This is a genomic window from Melioribacteraceae bacterium, from assembly GCA_030584085.1.
Classification (GTDB): Bacteria; Bacteroidota; Ignavibacteria; order Ignavibacteriales; family Melioribacteraceae; genus SURF-28.
Map to the genome: position 1 here is coordinate 2892492 of CP129490.1, position 22842 is coordinate 2915333.

Annotated in this window: 16 protein-coding genes; 12 read left to right on the forward strand and 4 right to left on the reverse strand. The window is 34.9% G+C overall.

Annotated features, from left to right (window positions below; all coding sequences use genetic code 11):
• The 5 genes from QY331_13195 (at window position 1) to QY331_13215 (ending at window position 11009) form a co-directional block, all read left to right on the forward strand.
• Window positions 1–1362: a sigma-54 dependent transcriptional regulator gene (locus QY331_13195; GenBank protein WKZ68909.1), complete on the forward strand. Its 1362-nt coding sequence runs from the start codon at window positions 1–3 to the stop codon at window positions 1360–1362.
• Window positions 1363–1731: 369 nt separating this feature from the next.
• The gene (locus QY331_13200) at window positions 1732–3402 is read left to right on the forward strand and encodes a T9SS type A sorting domain-containing protein (protein ID WKZ68910.1); all 1671 of its coding nucleotides are present in this window, start codon (window positions 1732–1734) and stop codon (window positions 3400–3402) included.
• Between the two features lie 56 nt (window positions 3403–3458).
• Complete coding sequence (locus tag QY331_13205; GenBank protein ID WKZ68911.1) at window positions 3459–5102, forward strand: T9SS type A sorting domain-containing protein; 1644 nt, start codon at window positions 3459–3461, stop codon at window positions 5100–5102.
• An 88-nt stretch (window positions 5103–5190) separates the two neighbouring features.
• Window positions 5191–8109 (forward strand): T9SS type A sorting domain-containing protein, encoded by a 2919-nt coding sequence (locus QY331_13210; GenBank protein WKZ68912.1) that lies wholly within the window; start codon window positions 5191–5193, stop codon window positions 8107–8109.
• Window positions 8110–8144: 35 nt separating this feature from the next.
• On the forward strand, window positions 8145–11009 hold the full coding sequence (locus tag QY331_13215; protein ID WKZ68913.1) for a T9SS type A sorting domain-containing protein: 2865 nt from the start codon (window positions 8145–8147) through the stop codon (window positions 11007–11009).
• Window positions 11010–11128: 119 nt separating this feature from the next.
• On the opposite strand, the gene QY331_13220 is transcribed toward QY331_13215, so the two are convergent.
• Complete coding sequence (locus QY331_13220) at window positions 11129–13396, reverse strand: TonB-dependent receptor (protein WKZ68914.1); 2268 nt, start codon at window positions 13394–13396, stop codon at window positions 11129–11131.
• A gap of 135 nt (window positions 13397–13531) precedes the next feature.
• Between QY331_13220 and QY331_13225 the strand changes: the two genes are divergently transcribed.
• The 6 genes from QY331_13225 to QY331_13250 are packed head-to-tail and all read left to right on the forward strand — an operon-like array spanning window position 13532 to window position 19588.
• Window positions 13532–15082, forward strand: a complete 1551-nt coding sequence (locus QY331_13225) for an ATP-binding protein (GenBank protein WKZ68915.1) — start codon at window positions 13532–13534, stop codon at window positions 15080–15082.
• 25 nt (window positions 15083–15107) lie between these two features.
• A complete protein-coding gene (locus tag QY331_13230) occupies window positions 15108–15638 on the forward strand; it encodes a UpxY family transcription antiterminator (GenBank protein ID WKZ68916.1) in 531 nt (176 codons plus the stop codon).
• 1 nt (window position 15639) lies between these two features.
• On the forward strand, window positions 15640–16629 hold the full coding sequence (locus QY331_13235) for an HD domain-containing protein (GenBank protein WKZ68917.1): 990 nt from the start codon (window positions 15640–15642) through the stop codon (window positions 16627–16629).
• 13 nt (window positions 16630–16642) lie between these two features.
• Entirely contained in the window at window positions 16643–17422 is a 780-nt protein-coding gene (locus tag QY331_13240; GenBank protein WKZ68918.1) for a hypothetical protein, read from the forward strand.
• Complete coding sequence (locus QY331_13245) at window positions 17423–18175, forward strand: NAD-dependent deacylase (protein WKZ68919.1); 753 nt, start codon at window positions 17423–17425, stop codon at window positions 18173–18175.
• The gene (locus QY331_13250; GenBank protein WKZ68920.1) at window positions 18176–19588 is read left to right on the forward strand and encodes a SpoIIE family protein phosphatase; all 1413 of its coding nucleotides are present in this window, start codon (window positions 18176–18178) and stop codon (window positions 19586–19588) included.
• Window positions 19589–19740: 152 nt separating this feature from the next.
• On the opposite strand, the gene queD is transcribed toward QY331_13250, so the two are convergent.
• Together queD and QY331_13260 are read right to left on the reverse strand one after the other, a co-directional pair.
• Window positions 19741–20154 carry a 6-carboxytetrahydropterin synthase QueD gene (queD, locus tag QY331_13255; protein WKZ68921.1) on the reverse strand — a complete coding sequence of 138 codons (414 nt, stop codon included), beginning with the start codon at window positions 20152–20154 and terminating at the stop codon, window positions 19741–19743.
• Complete coding sequence (locus QY331_13260) at window positions 20154–20792, reverse strand: radical SAM protein (GenBank protein WKZ68922.1); 639 nt, start codon at window positions 20790–20792, stop codon at window positions 20154–20156. The genes queD and QY331_13260 overlap by 1 nt, the downstream gene beginning before the upstream one ends.
• A 168-nt stretch (window positions 20793–20960) precedes the next feature.
• Here QY331_13260 and rpsT point away from each other — a divergent pair, with 168 nt between their 5' ends.
• Window positions 20961–21218 carry a 30S ribosomal protein S20 gene (gene rpsT, locus QY331_13265; GenBank protein WKZ68923.1) on the forward strand — a complete coding sequence of 86 codons (258 nt, stop codon included), beginning with the start codon at window positions 20961–20963 and terminating at the stop codon, window positions 21216–21218.
• A 54-nt stretch (window positions 21219–21272) separates the two neighbouring features.
• Here the strand turns inward: rpsT and QY331_13270 are convergent, their stop codons facing one another.
• Complete coding sequence (locus QY331_13270; GenBank protein WKZ68924.1) at window positions 21273–22775, reverse strand: NTP transferase domain-containing protein; 1503 nt, start codon at window positions 22773–22775, stop codon at window positions 21273–21275.
• Between the last annotated feature and the right edge of the window lie 67 nt (window positions 22776–22842).

The window sequence follows — 22842 nt, forward strand, 5'->3', positions numbered from 1 at the left end:
ATGGCAGCAAGAATATTAGTAGTTGATGACGAGAGATCGATACGCGATTCGTTAAACATGATTTTGACCGACGAAGGTTACGAGGTTAAATCAGCCGCGGACGGTGAAGAAGCTCTAAAATTTATTTCGGAGGAAAACTTCGATATTATTATCAGCGATATCAAAATGCCGAATATTGACGGCATCGAATTACTTAACAAAGCATCGAAAATTTCACCGAGTACATTTTTTGTTATTATGACTGCATATGCATCTGTAAATACCGCGGTCGAAGCATTACGTCACGGAGCTTTCGATTATTTAATTAAACCGGTTGAGTTTGATGATTTATTGATAAGAATAAAACGACTACTCGATTACAGAAAATTATCTCTTGAAAATAAAATGCTTCGTCAGCGAACTGTTGAAGAAGGAAACTTTAATAACATCATCGGTAAAAGTGAGCCGATGAACAAAGTCTTCAGTTTAATCAAACAAGTCGCACCAACAAACAGTAATGTTTTAATTTCCGGAAAAAGTGGAACCGGTAAAGAACTCGTCGCAAAAGCGATTCACTACAATAGTTTGAGAAAGGATCAAATATTTCTACCGATTAATTGCGGCGCTATTTCAGAAAATTTAATTGAATCGGAATTGTTTGGACATAAAAAAGGATCTTTCACAGGCGCTACCGAAGAGAAACAGGGTTTATTCAAAGTTGCCGATGGTGGTACATTATTCTTGGATGAAATCGGTGATCTTCCGTTAAACTTGCAAGTAAAATTATTACGCGCGATTGAAGACAAACAGTTTCTTCCGGTCGGCGGAACAAAACATATTCAAACAAATGTGAGAATTATTGCGGCAACAAATCAAAATCTTTATGAGAAAACTAAGAAAGGTGAATTCCGTGAAGATTTATTCTATAGATTAAATGTTGTCGAAATAAAACTCCCCTCTTTGAATGAAAGGAAAGATGATATTCCGTTACTTGTAAATCATTTCATTGAAAAATATTGTAATGAAATGGGTAAAAAAGTTTTAGGTGTTGATAACGAAACTATGAAAGTACTAATGGGTCACGATTGGCAAGGCGGAGTTCGTGAGTTGGAAAACGTTATTGAACGTGCTGTAATATTTGCTGCCGAAGACATGATAAGAGTGGATAATCTTTCCGAACATATTAGAGGCGACGCAATGCCTCACGGTTATCCCGATTCATTAAAAGATGCGATTGCCGGATTTGAACGCGAACATATTTTACGAATAATCAAAAAGTTCGATTACAATAAAGAAGAAGCTGCAAAAGCCTTGGCAATCGGTTTGTCTTCGCTTTATAGAAAAATGGAAGAATTAAATATTCCGACAAAGTCGCCAAAGTAATTTATTCGTTACTCCTTGTGCAAGTTTTGTTGAACTAATTAAATGCAAGATTCTAATCCCAAATTAGAAACATAATTTCATATTGTAGGAAAATCGGTACTTATACTGAGTTTTTATACTTCATATCTCTTTTAATTAATTTACCCATTATTTCAATTTTTATGTTTCATTTCAATTTTTCATTCCATATATTGATTCTATTACTAAAGCTTTCATTAATGTAATCTTTATTACTGTGATTAGGTTTCATTAATGACAGCCTGCCGAAAAAGTTGCTTAGCATTTTATCGCGTTTATAGAATGACATATCATAAATAAAATACCGATTGAAGAGATTGTTTTATAAATAATTCATAATAGGAGTCAGCCATGAAGAAACTTTTACTCGTCATTTTATTATTAACAAGTTGTGTAATTGCTCAGATAGAAGATGCAATTAAAGTAAATAACATCTATCTCCCGTTTAATAATGCAGGTATTTTGGGTGAAGTAAATATTCCACCACTTGGACAAGGTGGGCAATTTGCAGGTAATGTTTTTCTCTTCTCAGGTGGTTTTTGGCTTTCGGGTTATGCAAACGATGAACTTTTTGCAAACGGTGTAGCCTCTGCATCATTAGTTGAAGATTATCAACCTGGTACTGTTGGAAGCTCTCCGGATGATCTAAAAAATATAATCTATAGAATATCAGAAAACTCTGAACCTTTCGGCGAAGATTGGATAAAGTGGAAAGACGCTGTTGAACAAGGTGCTTACTTCTACGATGGTGACGCTGATGGCATATACGAACCTGTAGATAAAAATAGTAATGGAATTTGGGATGCGGACGAAGATCGGCCTGATTTGATTTATGATGAATTATACTTTACTGTGTTTAACGATGGAGTTCCTTCAAGTAATAGAAGATGGCACACCGTAAATCCTTTAGGTATTGAGGTAAGACAATCTATTTTTGGGTCTGCAAGAAATTCTATATTGAATAACACATTTTTTGTGCGCTATTCGATTGTGAATACCGGATTAATAGCAGATACTTTAAAGGATGTAATTTTTACTTCTTGGCAGGATGCTGATGTTGGTGATTATATCGATGATACGTTTGGAAGTGATTCAACTTTAAGTTCAACATTTATGTATGACTTGGATAACCATGACAATGATTATGGGATTCCGCCGGCAGTATACTTTACATTAGTTCAAAGTCCCAAAAACTATACTGGTAATCCGAATGATTACGCGATAAATAAAATGGGATCCATTTTAGGTGAAGAACAATTACAATATTATCAAAATGTTGAAGAAAGATCAGCTACGTACTATAGAAAATCTGATCCATTTTCAGGTGACCCGAATTCAGTACAGGAAGCCAGAAATTATTCACTTGGATTAAACAGATTAGGTGATCCGATTGATCCTTGCGTTTCTAATTTTGGAAGACCTAACGAAATGGCAGTAGTTAATTGTATGGATTGCGAAGACGTAACAAATCTATTTTGGGTGTCGGGTGATCCGGTTACCAATTGCGGATGGCTTTCTATTGATGAATCGGATATTAGATCATCACTGCACTCCAATTTTTTTGAGATGCCGGTTAATGAACCAATCGATATAATTGTCGCATACACAATTGACCAAGGCACAGATGGAATGAACTCGCTTGATTTGGTTAGAGAAAGAGTTCAGTACATCCACGAAGAATACGAACGTAATTTTTCTACTATTGTTAGTGTTGATGATAAACCTGAAGAAGTCGTAAATGAATTTTCACTTTCACAGAATTATCCTAATCCGTTTAATCCAACTACAACAATTCAATATACAATTTCAAATGTAGGGGACGAAAATATTCGTCCCCTACGCACACAATTGATTGTGTATAACATTTTGGGACAAGTCGTAAAAACATTAGTTAACGAAGTAAAAGCTCCGGGTAGTTATGAAGTTACTTTCGATGCATCACAACTTTCAAGTGGTGTTTATTTTTATAGATTACAAAGCGGTGATTTCATGCAGACTAGAAAGATGATTCATATGAAATAGAATGATAACTGGTGCGAACGAAGAAAAAATATAATTTTGTAAAATGGAGTAATGCCATGTATAAAATAATTTTGTTTATAATTTTGTCAACAGCATTATACGCTCAAACGGCCAATGCAATTAACGTAAACAAAGTTTACTTCCCATTTACAAATAACGGGATTTTAGCCGATGCAAATGTACCGCCAATAGGTACTCTGGCTAGATATGATAGCATTGGTTTTCTTTTTTCAGGTGGGTTTTTTCTTTCGGGTTATGCCAACAATGAACTTTTTGCAAATGGTATGGCGTCGGCTTCTTTAGTTGAAGATTATCAAGCCGGTAAAGTCGGGTCTTCTCCTGATGATCCAAAAAATATAATCTATAAAATTACCGACAACTGCGAACCGTTCGGTGATGAGTGGATAATGTGGAAAGATGCTGTTGAGCAAGGAGCTTATTTTTACGATGGTGATGGTGACGGTTTATATGATCCTATCGATAAAAATGCAAACGGCATTTGGGATGCGGATGAGGATCGTCCCGATTTGATATATGATGAATTATACTTTACAGTATATAATGATGGTGTTGAAGCTGAGAGAAAAAGGTTTAATACTGTAGCACCCCACGGAATTGAAATCAGACAATCAGTTTTTGCTTCGGGAAGAAACACCTTACTAGAGAACACAGTCTTCGTACGATATTCTATTTTAAATACGGGTTTGGTTACCGACACATTAAAAGATGTAATCTTTTCATTCTGGCAAGATCCGGATGTTGGAGATTATACAGATGATATTAGTGGAGTCGATACGGTTTTACAATCTAGTTTCGTTTACGATGATGATAATTTTGATTATCAATACGGAGTACCACCGGCTGTTTTCTTTACTATTGTTCAAGGGCCAAAAACTTTCACAGGTAATCCGAATGATAATGCAATAAATCGAATGGGTCCGGTTCTTGGTGAAATTAATTTACAAGATCATAAAAATGTTGGAATTAGATCTTTCACGTTCTATCAAGGTTCAGATCCAATTCTAGGTGATGCAAACAGTGCTCAAGATTTAAGAAATTATGCTCTTGGGTTTTTCCGTGACGGTGTTGAGATGAACCCATGTAATTTTGCTCTTGGTTATTTTAATGAAGTTGATTGTTCTGATGCAAACCCATTGTTTTGGTTATCGGGAGATCCGGTTACAGATTTCGGGTGGATCGGAAATCGTCCAACAAATATCAGAACTCTCTTGCATTCCGGTATGTTTAATCTTCCTAAAAATAATCCAACGGATATAATAGTTGCTTATACAATCGACCGGGGTGGTGACGGTATGGAATCAATTACCAAAACTCGTGAACGTGTTAGTTATTTATTGGAAGAATACGAACGTAATTTTTCTACAATTTTAAGTGTTGATGATAAACCTGAAGAAGTTGTAAATGAATTTTCACTTTCGCAGAATTACCCGAACCCGTTTAATCCAAGCACAACGATTAAATTCACGGTGCCTTCAGACGTGAAACGTGAGACGTCAATCACTAAACTTGTTGTTTATGACATTCTGGGTAGAGAAATAAAAACTCTAGTTAACGAAGTAAAAGCACCCGGAACTTATGAAGTTACTTTCAATGCATCACAGCTCGCGAGCGGGGTTTATTTTTATCGATTACAAAGTGGTTCTTTTATTAAAACAAAAAAAATGGTTCTTCTTCGCTAATGTCATCGAGGACAAATGTTTATTAGATAATCTGGTACTGATGCGTTAATTATAAGTTTATATATGTATATATCAGCCGGAGGTAAAAATGAAAAGATTTTTACAAATAATTTTATTGCTTATCCTAACTCTTACAATTTCCGGGCAAGAAGCCGGATTAACTCAATTGAATTTCATTGATTTATCCGATGAAAGTTTTTCACAAATTATACAAGCTAATTCTCAAACAGATATCTTTACCGAAGTTGACGGAAGAATTAGGATTCGTTCAACAAATGACATCGATGGCGATTGGCAGGAAATTTCTCCGTCAGGTATGCCGCAAATCATTCAACAAAGTAATCGTCCGTTCTCAGTTCTAATCAACGATGATGGTTACTATTATCTGGCAATTTCCGGGGGCGGTTTATATTTCTACTTGTATAAATCCACCGAGCCTTATACTCTCAGTTTTGTTAACCAAGGTGGTTTCAGATTAGATATCAACAGTGTGAAAATTATTGAAGGACAAAACAATGAGTTAATTGTTTTTGCGAGTACCACAAATAACTCACTGATTAAAATTACTTCAACCGACGAGGGTGATAATTGGAGTAATCCGGTTACCTTATATAATTCTCTTGGTAAAATCGAATTCTTCGATGTGTTCAAATTCATCGATAATTCTCTGACAATTATCATCAACGAAGATACAAATCCTCAACAATATGATATTTATACATCTTCAGACTATGGTTCAACTATTAATTTCGACAATTCTCTGAACCTTATTTCAGATAGTATAGAACGCGTAAGAATTATGCAAACGGAGGATGAAACTCTTTACTTTGTTTTCAACGTGGTTAAATCATACGTTAATCATGAAAACACAAATGTCGATTATCGTGATATTTATTACATAACAAGTACAGATGCCGGACAAAATTGGAGCACCACAACACAACTTACAAAATATATGGCGGATGATAAAATTTATGGTTATTCCGTGAACGGCAATCAACCATTGTTGCTTATAAATGCCAACAGGTATAAACAAATTTTACCGCACCCACATAATTATTTATTAAATATTGATTTATTCCAAGATGTTGAGCGTCCATTATTTACTTATCTAGATATACCGTATCAAGTTCATTTTAATGAAACTTTCGATATATCCATATTTGCAGTTGATAATAATCCCATAACTTCTTATGAAGTCACCTTTCAAAATATAACTCATGAAATGAAAGATGACGGTATCGGAGCTGACTCAATTGCCGGAGACAATATCTACTCCGTACGAATAACAGCAGACTCACCTGCCTACGACGAAAGCACTGTTAAATCTATTGATATAAATAATGTTTACATGCCCTTTAATAATAGCGGTGTATTAGCAGATGCACATTACACGGGAATAAGAGAACCAATTCTATTTAGATTAACAAACTCACTTGGTAATTCATCAGAATTCGATTTTTCACTAACTACAACACCAACCGAATATTATGGTTCATTAGGTAAATTTGAAAAAATAGGATTTTTGTTCTCCGGAGGTTTCTATTTAAGCGGTTTTGCAAACGGTCAATTATTCGCTAATGCGGTAGCTTCAGCAGCTTTTATTGAAGACTATCAAGCAGGTAATGTTAACTCGATTCCAGATGATCCAAAGAATATTATTTATGAAGTTCACGCTGATGCTGCACCATTCGGAATACAATGGCAGAAGTGGAGTGATGCAGTAGATCAAGGTGCATATTTTTATGATGGCGATGAGAATGGGGTCTATTCCCCTATCGATCACAATGGAAACGGCGTTTGGGATACAAACGAAGATAGACCGGACTTACTTTATGACGCAACATATTTCACAGTTTATAATGACGGCAAACCAGATACTACACGAAGATTCCAGGATATGAATCCCTTAGGAATAGAAATTAGACAAACGGTTTTCGGTTCCTCCAGAAATACACGTTTGAGTAATACCGTATTTGTCCGTTATTCATTACTCAACACCGGTTTAGTTGCAGATACATTAAGGGATGTGATTTTTTCAAGCTGGCAGGATCCCGACATGGGTGATTACGTTGATGATCGTTTTGGCAGTGATACTACTTTACAATCAACATTTGTTTATGACCATGATAACGAAGACATGTCGTTCGGAATTCCACCGGCTGTATATTTTACTTTAGTACAAGGTCCGAAAACATACACCGGGAACTCCAACGATTATTCACTAAATAGACGTGGTCCTATTCTCGGAGAAGATCAATCACAATTTTATAAAACAGTCGGATTAGGTTCTGCTATTTTCAATGTCAGATATTTCTGGGGATTTATGGATCCGGCATCCGTTGAAGAAGCAAGAAATTTTGGATTGGGACTTTCAGCAGCGGGTGAAGTGATTGATCCATGTACATTCGAACACAGCAGATTTATCGGAGGTAATTGTAACGAAGTTAATCCACACTTCTGGGTATCCGGCGATCCTGTATCAAATACAGGCTGGCTCTTTGATAAAGAAGGTGATATTAGAAATCTTTTAAATACCGAGAAATTTGACTTGCCGGTAAACGAACCGACAGATATTATTGTTGCATACACAATCGATAGAGGAATTGATGGAATGAATTCAATTGATTTGGTTAGAGAAAGGGTTCATTATATTCACGAAGAGTATGCAAATAATTTTTCTACAATTGTAGGTGTTGATGATAAACATGAAGAAGTTGTAAGTGATTTTTCACTATCGCAAAATTACCCAAACCCGTTTAATCCAACTACTACAATTCAATATACAATTCCAAATGTAGGGGACGAATATATTCGTCCCCTACGTACACAATTGATTGTTTATAACATTTTGGGACAAGTCGTAAAAACATTAGTAAACGAATTAAAAACTCCCGGAACGTATGAAGTTACTTTCGATGCATCACAACTTGCGAGTGGTGTGTATTTTTATAGATTACAAAGCGGTTCTTTTATGCAAACAAAAAAAATGGTTCTTCTTCGTTAATAATTTTTATAAATCAATATCAATTGGGGCACGTCATGAAAAGAATACTCTTACTGTTAATTTTTGTAATTAGTTCTGTTCAATTTGCACAATTTGAACAGATTCGGAATGTTCATTTGGGAGATGCAACTATTAACGAGCAATCAAAGGTTTCATTTATTGAGAAAGATGATTCGTTGTTTTGTTTCTTCAGACATCTTTCGTCTCTAAATGTAATAGTAAGTAATGATAATGGATTGACTTGGAGTGAACCTCAATCTATACAAGGATTGCTTACATCAAATCTCAGGAATTTTGATGTCAGTTTGACTCCACAAAATAAAATACTCATTTCAACTGTACGCTTCCCTCAATCGATTATGATGTTTAATTATAATTTTTCCTCTAACTCAAATATAGCTGTGGGCACAAATACTAGCATAAGCGGTCTTTCAACTTTTGAGAATCTGCAAATTGACGAAAATAATTACTTTGTTTCGGCTCGATCTTCAGACAACACTTTATTTTATATAACTAGCAACGACGGCGGTAATACATGGAGTGATAAGTTGTTCTCCCCTTCAATTTCAACAAATGAAAAGGCTCTTCAAATTGCTCAGCATAATAATAATGTTTTTGTTGTCTATGAATCCGATGGTTCTATTAAGTCAATATTAACAGACGATCTTGGCGAAAATTGGAGTAATGAAGTCGAAATTTTTACATCCGATAATGAAATTGCAAACCCGGTTATTCAAACATTTGACGGCAAGCTTTACATTGCTTTTGAAGAAAAGGAGTATGTAGAGTTAATCGACGATTATCAATCAAATGTATATTACATAGTAAGCGAAGACGGTGGTATTACTTGGAGTGATAAAGTACAATTCACTTTTTACATAGGAAATGATCTTATTTCTGAAATAGTAAACTCGGGTAATCGATTATTGATCAGCTTGAATATAAACAGACCCGTGTATTCAACTTATTCTCCATATTTCGCCGATCTAATTAATTCTGTTGATACTGCCCCGCCTGCTATTTACGATTTCATTATCCCCGAAACTGTAAAATATCATAATGAATTAATAGTGCGTGCATTTGTGAATGATAATAATGGAATTGCATCTGTAAAAGTTAATTATAACGAGGTAGAGTATGAATTATTTGATGACGGTAATCATAATGATTCACTAGCAAATGACAACATATACGGCTCTCTAATCCCGGGAATAGAAAGACCGCTTGATGTTAATAAGACATTTATTGATGTAAATAATCTAACCACACCTATCGATAACTCCGGAAGAATCGCAGATATAGGAGTTGAAGTATTGAGAAACGAAATTGAAGTAGTCGCGACAGATATAAATGACAATTCAACTTCAAATCTAAAACTTGTTGAGTATGAAGATTTTGGAAGAGGAATAAGACTTGATGACATAAGTATAATGTTCGCCGGTGGATTTATGCTATCTGGTTACAGTAACGGAGACTTAATTGCTAACGGAGTGGCTTCGGCAAGTTTAATAGAAGATTATCTTCCCGGAAATGTCGGATCTGATCCAAATTATCCGGAGTACAAAATTTATTCAGTCTGGAGAACCGATACTCCGTTCGGACAAAGCTGGCAAGATTGGAAGACAGCGGTTGATCAAGGTGCATACTTTTATGACGGTGATGATGACGGTGTTTACAATCCGATTGATAAAAACAGCAACGGGCTATGGGATGAAGATGAGGACAAACCGGATATTCTTTTTGATGCTACTTATTTTACTGTCTATAATGATGCAGTTCCGAAATCGCAAAAACGATTCAATACCGTTGACCCTCAGGGAATTGAAATTAGACAAACTGCTTTTGCCTCTGCAAATAATACTTTGCTTAGCAATACGGTATTCTTCAGATACTCAATTGTAAATACAGGAATGATTGCTGATACATTGAAAGATGTTATCTTTTCTCCATGGGTGGATAATGATATTGGTTATAATTATAATGCTGATCTTGTAGCTTGCGATACCTTATTACAATCAGCGTTTACCTATAAACCGAATGATTACAACGATCAGAGTTTCGGGACCAACCCGCCGGCGCTATTCACAACAATTTTGCAAGGACCAATTAAATATACCGGTGACGAAAATGATATTGCTTTTAATAAACTCGGTCCCGATTTAGGTGTGATTGAATATCCCGGATTTGTGAATGTTGGAATTGAGTCTCATGTACATTATCAATCCTCCGATCCATTTTTAGGTGATCCGACTAATGCAAGCGAACAACGAAATTATCATCTTGGAACCACAAAAGATGGAATGGCTCCTGATCCATGTAATTGGTATTTGGGTAGTGTAATAAATCAAGAGTGTTCAAATGTGAACCCATATTTATGGTATTCAGGTGACCCCGTTACACAAACCGGTTGGATTAATAATTATACTACGGATCAGAGACAATTACTTAATACCGGGAAATTTGATTTGGTAAAAGAACAGCCGGTTGATATAATTGTTGCATATACAGCGGAACGAGGAATGAATTCATTCAATTCAATAGATCTAACAAGAGAAACTGTTCGTTATCTTTTTGAAGAATACGGAAATAATTTTTCAACTTTAGTTGGTGTGGAAGACCAACAAGATGAAGTTGTAAATGATTTTTCACTATCGCAGAATTTCCCGAACCCGTTTAATCCAACATCAAAAATCAAATATCAAATTGCAAAATTGGGTAAGGTTGAATTAAAGGTTTATGACATTCTTGGAAGAGAGATTACTACCCTCGTAAACGAAATAAAAGCACCCGGAACATATGAAGTTACTTTCAACGCATCACAACTCGCAAGTGGAGTTTATTTTTATCGTTTAACTAGTGGTGATTTTATGCAGACTAAGAAGATGATCCTCCTTCGCTAAAGCTTCGGAGGACAAGTTATGATAAAATAAGTGGGAAAACCCCGGGATTTGTCCGAAGCAAGTTGGTAAATTGTGACTTCCTTATCACTATCTTGCAGAAAAATCCCGGGGTTTTTAAGTTAAAATTCCAGACTGATACCAATTGACGGAAGTATACCAATTGAAGATGTATCATCGACTTTCATTTCTTTATAATCCCATCTGATATTTTGAATGTTGCTTCGGTTGTAAATATTCTGTATGTCTAAATAAGTTATTAAACTTAATCCGCCCAAATCCCAGCGCTTATCAACTCTTAAATCCAATGCGTGAATCGGTGGTAAAGTTTCGGTTAAATAATTGGATAAAGTTTGTGTACCGTCAAAATTATATGGCGTACTCGGTCTGCCCGAGGCATATCTGAACTTAAAAGAAACTTCCCATTCAGCATTAAAAATATATCCGCCGCTTATATTAAATATAAATTCTTGCTCGTATGTGCTGGGTCTCTCAATTCCGTCAAGAGAAGTGAAATCAGATTGAGAATAAGTTGCGCTTAGCAATCCATATAATCCTTGTCCGGTCGATCTTTTTTGAACAGAAAGCTCGACTCCCCTTGCTCTTCCATAACCTTCGCTTATCAAAGGTTCCAATCCAAACGATTCAAAATTATCTTCCGAACCGCCATAACCCGCGCCGGTATTAGCGAGAACAAGATACGGTCTTAATGTACTTGTAGGGTAATCTTGATAATCTTTATAAAATCCTTCCAGTTTTATTCTGATATTCTCCGATAAACGATGAGATAAGCCGAGAACGTATTGATTGACTCTTATCGCATCCAAGTTACGGTTTCCGGCAAGCAGCCAAATGTATGATGGAAATTGGTAGTAAATTCCCGTGCTGAAATTCAAACTTGTCAAATTATTAAAATTATATGCCGTGGAAAATCTCGGACTTACATAAACTTGATTTTCAATCGCATCAAAATAGTCAACACGCCCACCGAGATTAAATCTAAGTCGATTAAAAAACACATTGCTGTATTGCAGATAAGCGCCCAATTTGGTGAAGTTTTCATTTGTTACTAAATTATTTTGGGTAAGTGTATCGCCAAATGTTGTAACAAAATTATTTGGGAATAAAACATCCGCATCAAAATTTATGAACTTTGCAGAAGCTCCGGCGTTTAATTCGGCATTAGAAGAAAGTTTGTAAACCAACTCCCCTTTTAATTCATGTTCGGCTTCTTTGGAATTATTCTTAAAGATTGGATTTAATAATGTATCATTCTGGAATGACTCAAAATTGATATAACTTCTGCTAGCGCTGAATGATAAAATTCCTTTACCGAAAAGATGGTGGTATTTAATTCCCGTTACATATTGATTTTGATCGCTTCCTAAAATTCTTGCGTTATCAAAAATATCTTCTTCATCGTTATTATTAAATTTTACTCTGTCCAGTGCTCCGATAAATAGAAATGAGAATCTGTTGGAATTATCTATATTAAAATTGTATTTGCCAAGCAAGTCATAATACTCCGGCACAAAATTGAATCCCGCCGCATTAAAAATAAAATCGAGATAACTTCTTCTCACCGAAAAAATAAAATTACTTTGATCGCCGGTTGGTCCTTCCAAATTCAATCCGAATTGTGAAGCTGAGATTGTTGCTTTACCACCAAGTCTATCATTTCTTCCATTGCGTAAATCAATATTTAGTACAGATGAAAGTTTATCTCCGTAAAGTGAAGAGAAACCGCCGGTCGAAAAAGATACATCTTCTACAAAATCGAGATTAACAAAACTAAGTGGACCACCGGTCGCACCTTGATTTCCGAAATGATTAATCGTGGGAAAAACAAATCCGTCAACTATGTACAAATTTTCCGAAGGTGCTCCGCCTCTAACAACTAAATCATTTCGTCCAGATGATTGTTGAGCAACACCGGGTAATACCGAAAGTGCTCGTACAACATCTTCAAATCCGCCGGGTGATCTTCTAATTTCTTCATAGGAAAACTTTTTTATACTAGTTACTTCAGTCGGTTCTGTTTCAAATAGATCTGAAGTTACGGTAACATCATCCAATTCTAAAATGGTTTCGCTTAATTCGAAATTTACTTGTGCCGGTCTGGCTGAGTTTACAATAACATCAACACGTGTAATAGTTGAATAGCCAATCGCGCTGGCTCTTAACTGATAATTACCTATCGGTACATTACTGATTTCATAGTTGCCATTTAAATCTGAAGCCGCGCCAAATTGCGTATCTACCACCAAAATATTGACACCCGGAATTGGCTGTTTCGTAATTTTGTCAATTACTTTGCCTACAATCTGACCAGCCGATTGAGCCAACGTCACCGAAGCCGCGAACAATAATCCAAATAATAATTTTTTCATTTTATCCTTTTGTTTTTCAAGAAATAGAACAATCTAAACTAATTTAAAGTTTCGTAATTATAAAAAAGTGCAGATTGCTGAATTATAATACTTATTAGTATATTTAGTAATTCAAACAATTCTTAAAAAGACTGCATGGGCGTTGATCTCGAAAAATTAAAAAAATTAGCAAAAGACGATGATTCTTTTGAAGAATTAGTCGATTTAATTAGAATCAGCAATGATAAATCCTTCCCGGTAAACATGGAACTGAAGGATTTCTTTTTTATAGAACGGGACAGAAAATCACCGAAGAAATTTTCTATTTCAGCTTCAGTTAAAGATACCCTAGGATATACGTCCGAAGAAATAGAAAAAATGCCGGGAGGAATTTTCTCGCTTATTTTTGACGAAGATACTTCCTTGGTTAAAAGAAATATTGGTGAGTTTGAAACTAATCCGAAAAAGAAATCCATGCAGCATATTTACCGAATTTTAGATAAGGAACAAAAACCGAAATGGATTAAAGAATCCATATATGTTGACCGCGATGAGCATGGAAGAATCTTAAAACATTTCTCCATTTTTTGTGACATCAATTCGATAAAAGAAAATGAAGAAGAATTTAAAACCAAAGCTGAACATCTTCGCGAAATAAATCAAGCAAAAGATAGATTTATCTCCATCGTTTCTCATGATTTACGCGCGCCTTTTACAAGTTTGCTGGGATTCTCGGAAATACTTTTAAATGAGAACGAGCTTTCCGATGAAGAAAAACAAGAATACTTAACTTACATTTATGATGCTTCTCAAAATCAGCTTCAGTTAATTAATTACTTGTTGGAATGGTCACGGTTGCAAACTGGTAGAATTCAAATGGAAATCAAGCGTTTGAATTTACGTTTGGTAGTTTCTACATGTATAGCTACTTTAATCGGCAACGCTATTAGAAAAGATATTGAACTCAAACAAGATATTCCCGAAGATATATTTATTCACGCGGATGAAAAACTAATTTCTCAAGCAATTACGAATCTGTTAAGTAATGCTCTTAAATTTACGCCTAAAGGAAAGTCCGTAACCGTAACTGTAGAGAAATTTAAAATCGGAATGATAGAATTAATTGTTAAAGACCAGGGAAGAGGAATTGCGGAAAAGGATCAAGAGAAAATTTTTAGGATCGATCAGAAATTTACCTTGGAAGGAACTGATGGCGAAAAAGGAAGCGGACTCGGATTAACTCTGGTAAAAGAAATTGTTGAAAAACATAAAGGTGAAATTTGGTTTTACTCTAAACTTGATGAAGGAACAGAATTTCACGTAACAATACCCGAAGCAAAAAATATTATTCTACTTGTTGAAGATGATGAATCCATGATGGAACTTTATAACAAGTCAATTGATAAAGCTTTGTCCGGCTATGAAGTTCTTAGATCTAAAAACGGTTACGAAGCGATGAGCATAATTATGAATTCGCTTCCGACGATTGTTATTACTGATCATGACATGCCGTTGATGAACGGTTATCAATTAGTCGAAGCAATTCGAAAACGTGACAAAAATTTTTCAATTCCAATATTAGTTATTTCTGCTAAGATGAATGAAGAATTGCAGACCAAATATGAACGACTCGGAGTTCTTAAAATTCTTCACAAACCAATTGAGCAAGAAGAACTTGTAAATTCACTAAAGGAAATTATTGTTTGATATGCATCAAACCGCAGAAAATAATATGATTATCAATCCAAAAATTTCTTTACAAAAATCTTGGTTCGCACTATATACCAAACCGAGACACGAATTTAAAGCAAAAGAATATTTAGATAGTATTGAACTGGAATCCTATCTTCCTACAATCACAACAGTCAGAAAATGGAGTGATCGCAAAAAGAAAGTAACCGAACCTTTATTTAAAGGATATATTTTTGTCAATTGTAATGAATTAGAACGCTTTGACGCACTTCAACACGAAGCCATTATAAATACAATCTGCTTTGAAGGTAAACCGGCAAAAATTCCTGATTGGCAAATTGAAAATCTCCAAAAAATGCTGGCGGAAAATCATTCTGTAATTGTCGGTGACATGCTATGCGAAGGTACAAAAGTTAAAATTGTAGAAGGACCATTTGCCGGTGTTGAAGGAATTGTTTGTCAGACGGACGACCGCGGTAAAATTTTCGGGATTACAATTGACTTGCTGCGCCGTTCGGTAATTGTTCGTCTTCCAAAAGAAAGTATTGTTAAAGAAATAAAGCAAAGTTAAAATGAAACAGAAAGAACTTATCGAAATACAAACCGGCGAAAACATAAACCACTTTTTTATTCTGTTAAAATTAGAAGAAAGAACAACGAAAACCGGTAAACCATTTTTAAATCTTGAGCTTCGCGATAAATCATCTTTGATTAGCGCAAAAGTTTGGGACGGATTTGATGATTTTCAAAAATCTGCAGAACCCGGTAAAGTCGTGAAAGTTACCGGACAAATGGAAGAATTCAATAATTCACCTCAGATAAAAGTTTCCTCAATTCGCATTGCAACTAAAAATGATGATGTGAATCCAAGTGATTTTATGCCTAAGTCTTCACACAACTTTGAAGAGATGGTGAAGGAACTTGAGAAAAGAATTTCACAAATAAAAAATGAACATCTCAAACAGCTAATTAATAAAATTCTTTCCGGTGAAAACTATGCAAAATATAAACACGTACCTGCCGGTAAAGCTTGGCATCATGCTTATGTGCATGGATTAATTGAGCACACTTTAGAGATTATTAAAATTTGTGATTTAATGAGTGATATTCACCCGGAAATTAATAGAGATTTATTGGTATGCGGTGCAATACTTCATGACTTCGGCAAAACAAAGGAATTGAATTATGAAACCAATTTCGATTATACTGATTCCGGCAAATTACTTGGACATATCGTAATAGCTGCAATTGAAATTGAGAAAGCCGCCTCAACTATTAAAGATTTTCCTCTTGATCTTAAAGAACATTTGATTCACTTGGTATTGAGTCACCAAGGTAAACTTGAGCAAGCTTCTCCGGTAGTTCCTAAAACATTAGAAGCGATTACACTTTATCACGCGGATGAATTGAGTGCAAAATCTAATGCGTATAAATATGCAATCAAGCTGGATGAAAACAAAGGTGAGAACTGGACAAGATTCCAACAACTTGCCGGTACTGCTATCTTCATTCCTGACAAAGAAAAATTAACAGAAGAACAAGAAACTCTATTTGATAACTAATAAGGACGGCATTATGAAAAGAATATCTTTTCTACTAACTATGCTCATTTTCCTTTTCACTTCTCTCACCTATTCTCAAACAGTTGAAAAATATATCTCTGAAGGAGATTCTCTCTACAAAATATTTGATAATGAAGGCGCATTAAAAATCTTTAAAGCAGCTGACGAAAAATACCCCGATAACTGGGAAATTCTATGGCGATTAAGTCGAACATACGTTGATATAGGCGAACATATGCCTACTTCAACAAGCAAACAAGAAGATGAACAATTAGCGATATATGAATTGTCAGTTAAGTATGCCGATCGAGCAATTGAAAAAGCTCCTGATAAATCTATAACTTGGTTAAGACGAGCAATTGCCAACGGAAGAATTGCTCTTTTCAAAGGTGTATTTTCTGTTGGTGCGGTAGTTGATCAAGTAAGAGACGATTGTGAAAAAGCAATTTCACTTGGTAACGGAGGTAATGAAGTTCAAGGCGTTGCTCATTATGTTTTGGGAAGAACACACGATAAAATTTCAGATAAATGGTCTGTCGCGCGCGCTGCTCTCGGTTTAGGTTGGGCTGATTATGAAATTGGAATGAAACACTATGCTAAAGCTGTTGAACTTTATCCGAATTTTATGATGATCTATCTAGATTATGCAAAAGCCTTCATGGAAGAAGATGATTGGGCAGATGCAAAAAAAATGTTGGAGAAAGCTTTGAAGTGTCCAATTATTGATGAAGATGATGAACAGCGATTAGTTGAAGCGAAAGAATTACTCGAAAAAGTAAAAAAAGAATTATAAATGAATGAATTCCCAATTCCGTCCGAATTAGTTGAGAAATTAAAATCGGCAGAGAATATTGTTTTCTATTCTGGTGCCGGAATATCAGCAGAAAGCGGAGTCCCGACTTTTCGCGGTAAAGATGGAATCTGGAATAAACTTAAACCGGAGGAACTTGCAAACTTTAACGCGTTCCTCCGGAATTCCGATATGGTTTGGGAATGGTATCAATACAGAAGAAAAATTGTAAGAGAAGCTAAACCAAATCCCGGACATCTAGCAATTGCTGAATTTGAAATGTATTACCCAAATGTTACTGTTGTAACACAAAATGTTGATAATTTACATAAACGTGCCGGAAGTAAAAAGATATACGAACTTCACGGTAATATAGAAAGAAATTATTGCATCGATTGTAAAAAATGGTACAACGATGTTCCGATTAGCGATGAAAAAAAAGGTGCGATTAAATGTAGTTGCGGCGGACTTATTCGTCCCGATGTAGTTTGGTTTGGTGAATATTTACCCGAAGATGAATTCAAAAATTCAGAATGGGAAGCCGGTAAAAGTGATATATGTTTTGTTGTCGGCACTTCGGCAATTGTTTATCCGGCTGCTTATATTCCTATTACAGCTTTACAAGCCGGTTCTTATTTAGTTGAAGTAAACATTGAGCCGACTGAATTCACTAAAAACGCACATCATTCATTTTTTGGAGAAGCCGGGAAAGTACTGCCGGAAATTTTGAGTAAGGTAAAAGAACTCAAAAAATAGTTGGGAAAGAAAATCGATTTAAATAGATCAAATAAATCCGGTTCACAATTAGATTTACCTGAATTTTCTATAAACCGGTTCACACTTTCATTCAAAGATGAGAAACTCAACAAAGAGTTTGGTGATCATCTAATTATCAAATCTCTTAATCTCGTTAGAGGTTCAATCTTTCTAGCCGCTTTTTTGTATGCTCTCTTTGATATATTAGATAAAGTTGTTATTCCGGACGCGACCGAAAAAGTTTTCGTCGTCAGAATTATAAGTATTTTCTTCTTCTTTGTAATAATTGCCTTGACCTTCACACCACTTAAAAAATATTTGCAATTTTTAATGGGATTGGTTGTGCTGCTCGGCGGGTCAGGTATAATTGTAATGATTATCATTTCGGAATCTTATGGCGGACAAAATTATTACGCCGGTATTTTATTAGCTATAATTTATGCTCATTCACTTTTAAGACTCAGATTTATCTATGCGTCGATGGTAACATGGGTTGTTGTTCTTATTTACGCGTTGTCAACTATTTTACTTCACGTTACACCAATTCACGTTTTTATAAATAATGTGTTCTTTCTTGCCTCGGCTAATATTTTGGGAATGTTTGCAAGCTATAGTCTCGAATACTATATGCGAACAGTCTTTTGGCAAAACAGAATTTTAGAATTAAAGAGTAAAGAACTTGAGATTGAACACAAACGAAAAAGTGACGAACTCGAAGCAGCGAGAAACATTCAGCTTGCAATGTTACCGCAAGTACTGCCGATAATGAAAAACGCGGAGATTGCCGTAAAGATGGAAACTGCTTCGGAAATCGGCGGTGACTATTATGATTTCGTATTTGATAATGACATTTTCAGATTTGTAATTGGAGATGCAACCGGGCATGGAGCTAATGCCGGTGCAATGGTAACTGCAACTAAAACAATTTTCAGTAACTATGGTTCAATTCTGGATCCAACAGATTTTTTACAAAAAGCAAACGAAAGAGTTAAACAAATTCGTTTACCCAAACTTTTTATGTCACTTGCTGCCGGAAAGTTAGTGGAAAATAAACTGGAAATTAGTGGTGCTGGGATTCCTCCATTACTTATAATAAATAAAACCAAGAATACATTAGAAGAATTTCCATTAAAAGGCTTGCCGCTTGGTCTGAATCCAAATATTCCTTACAGCAATATGATTATTGATCTGAATAAAGATGACCATTTAGTTTTTATGACCGACGGATTACCCGAATTATTTAATTCTCAAAATGAAATGCTAGGTATGGAAAGGATAAAATCAAGATTACTTTCAAGCAGTTTTAACGGTGCCGAATCTTTACTTAATTTATTACTTGAAACTGCTAATGATTGGAAAGGAGATCATCCTCTGCAAGATGATGTAACATTACTTGTTATTAAAATGAAATAAACTGTCTCTTCGGAAAAATCCTAAATTCGAAGCACTAAATTCTAAACAAATTCAAAATTCAAATCAAACAAGCACAAAACTAATTTCCCGGTTTGGGATTTCGGATTTATTGCTTCAATATTGTTTAGTATTTCGAAATTAAGATTTAGGATTTACAACTCAAGTTCATCTTCAGCGTAAGTCTTTTCTGTTTCGTAAACTCTTATTTTTATTTTTTTTATTCGATCGGAAGTAATTCGTTCTTTTATTTTCGTTAATAAATGTAGAGTAATATTCTCTGCTGTCGTTTCAAAAGGAACTACAACTTTTTTGGAATTTAGTTTAACAAGAAAATCAATTACTTCTTTATCGGAATCTTTTACCATGAAAGAATGATCAAGTTCATCAATAATTGGAGAAATGATTTCTGAGACATCGTAATAATCTATTACCATTCCGTTTTCATCCAAGTCGCCTTCAATCTCAATGCGCATTTTGTAAGTATGACCGTGAATGTTTTTACATTTACCGGAATGGAACGGAAGTCTATGTCCCATTTCCCATTTAAACTCTTTAGAAATTTTCATTACACACCTTTTTTATCGGGTTCCCAAATTATTTTATGCATTTGTAATTGATACCGCACATTAATTTTATCTTCTAATATCCAATTTACTAAAGTAACCGGTTCAAGTTCTCCGAAAACAACCGAGAAAAGAACAGCACATTTTTTATCGAATTGATACTTTTCGACTTGTTCTTTTGACCATTCATAATCTTCACGAGTGCCAATAACAAATTTTACTTCGTCAATTGGTTTTAGATGTTCAATATTCTCATATAAATTTTTCTTCATCATCCCGCTGGAAGGACATTTTAGATCGAGAATAATTCTTACTCTTTTATCAATCTCTGCGATTGGCAGACTTCCGCCAGTCTCCAGCATTACCTCAAAACCTTCATCGCATAATCTTTTCATCAATTCAATTGATTCATTTTGAACAAGTGGTTCACCACCGGTCACTTCAACCAAATTGCAGTTATATTTTTTTACTTCCTTTATAACTTCATCAATCGATTTATCATATCCCTCATAAAAAGCATACTCGGTATCGCAATAAGTGCAGCGAAGATTGCAGTATGTCAGTCTGATAAAAACACAAGGCAGACCGGCTTTTGTGCTCTCACCCTGAATAGAATGATAAATTTCGTTGATTTTAAGCATTTTTTGCAGCTTTCTCTTAAAAAATTGGAGGACAAAAATAGTTATTAAATTGGTGAGATTAAAGACTATACTTTGGTCAGGACTTTAAAAACACTAATTTTATTTGCACAAAACTGGTAATACTCTTATATTTGTGGTCTATTAAAAATCTAATTTAGGGTTATAAGAATGGCTAATCACGCTTCTGCTAAAAAGAGAGCGCGTCAAAACGAGACGAGACGAATAAGAAACAAAGCTATAAAATCTAAAGTAAATACTTTAGTTGGTAAAGTTTTGGATTCAACCGAAAAAGAACAAGCTGAAGTTGTATTAAAATCAGCGGTATCAGCAATCGATAAAGCTGCTTCAAAAGGTAAACTTCATAAAAATACAGCGGCAAGAAAAAAAGCAAGACTTACTAAGTTCGTTAATAAATTAGAAAAATAGTTTTACTTAATTTTATTCTTAAAAAGGAATGCAAAGCTGCATTCCTTTTTCTTTTTAAATTTCTTTTATTCCTTCCCTACCGATTACTTCCGGAATATAAAAACCTATCTTGAATTGTGAACCATCTTTATTAGGATTAATCACATTTTTTCTTACTAACACCGAATGATAAATCAAAATATTATCGGCAATCTTCGATCCGAAAATATATGTTGTTCCTTTTATCTCCACATTATTTCCTATAGTAACCGGGTAATCGTCACTGCCGGTCATATTAACGCTGGATTCAATTCTTGAATTGTTGCCAATGGTAATATTCCCTTTGATGATATCTCCTTTCATGATCTCAACATTATCACCAACAAGAACTTGTTGTCCCTGGAAGCATGATATTTCGACGCCTTCACCAATGTTTACATTTTTACCGAGTACAATGTTATCTTTTACTATACACTCACGACCAAATGTGCATCCATAATTAACAGAAACTCCTTTACAAATAAATGCTCCTCTTCCGACATGGATATCTAAAGGAGTGCCTTGTGAATCCATTTCCAATATTTTTTCGACTACATCATCGGCAATGTAAAAATCTTCTTCATCTTCAATTTCGATTATATCTTTTATCTTATCATATACATGATTGCGGGCAATCTTCTCCATCTCTTTAAGAACAGACTTATTATTAAATCCCATTATAACATGCTGCTGTATCGGACTTACAGCGCCAACCGATAATCCTTCTTCATTGAATAGATGAATTAAGTCTGTAAGATATATCTCCCCCTGTACATTATTGCTTTCTATTTCGTTGATAAGCTTAGCAAGATATTTATACTTGAAAGCGAAAACACCGGAATTAAATTCATTGTTCTCCAATAATTCCTGACGAGTAAAAGCGTATTTTTTTTCTTTAAATTCGATAATATGATTTTCGGTTTCGGACAGACTAAGAATATCTTTGTGCTCCATAATTTTAATAACTTGTCCGGCATCAGGAGATTTATTTCCATTTACGTCGGTTTCTTTTACTCTTACAATTCTACCGTAATAATTTTCTTTATAGTCACCTTCGAAAAGTCCGGTTAAAACCATCATATCGGAATTGGATTTGTGGAATTCATCTTTAAATCTTGAGACTGTTTTCTCGTCAACCAACCCCATATCACCGGGGAAAACATAAACAATGCCATCATAATTTTTGTTTTCAATTTTTTCTAATGCAACCTGAACTGCATGACCGGTGCCTTGCTGCTCGGCTTGGTAAGCATAACTTCCGTATTCTCTTTTCCCCACTGTTTCTATAACGTTTTCAGCTTTAATTCCAATCACTACTATAATGTTTGCTGATTTTAGTCCCTTAGCACAAGCATCGAAAACTCTAGAGACTGTGGGCTCACCCCAAATTTTATGCAGCATTTTTGAACGATGTGATTTTATTCTTTTACCGTGACCGGCAGCTAAGATTATTGATGTCTCTTTTTTTGATGTGTCGAATTCGGCAGAATAAATTTTTATAAGCTCGTTAATATCAATTTCTGTTTTGGATTCTATCATAATTATTACCTTTTTACATCCGTTTAGATTATGTTAAATTTGCTCTAATAATTTAGCAAATATTTTT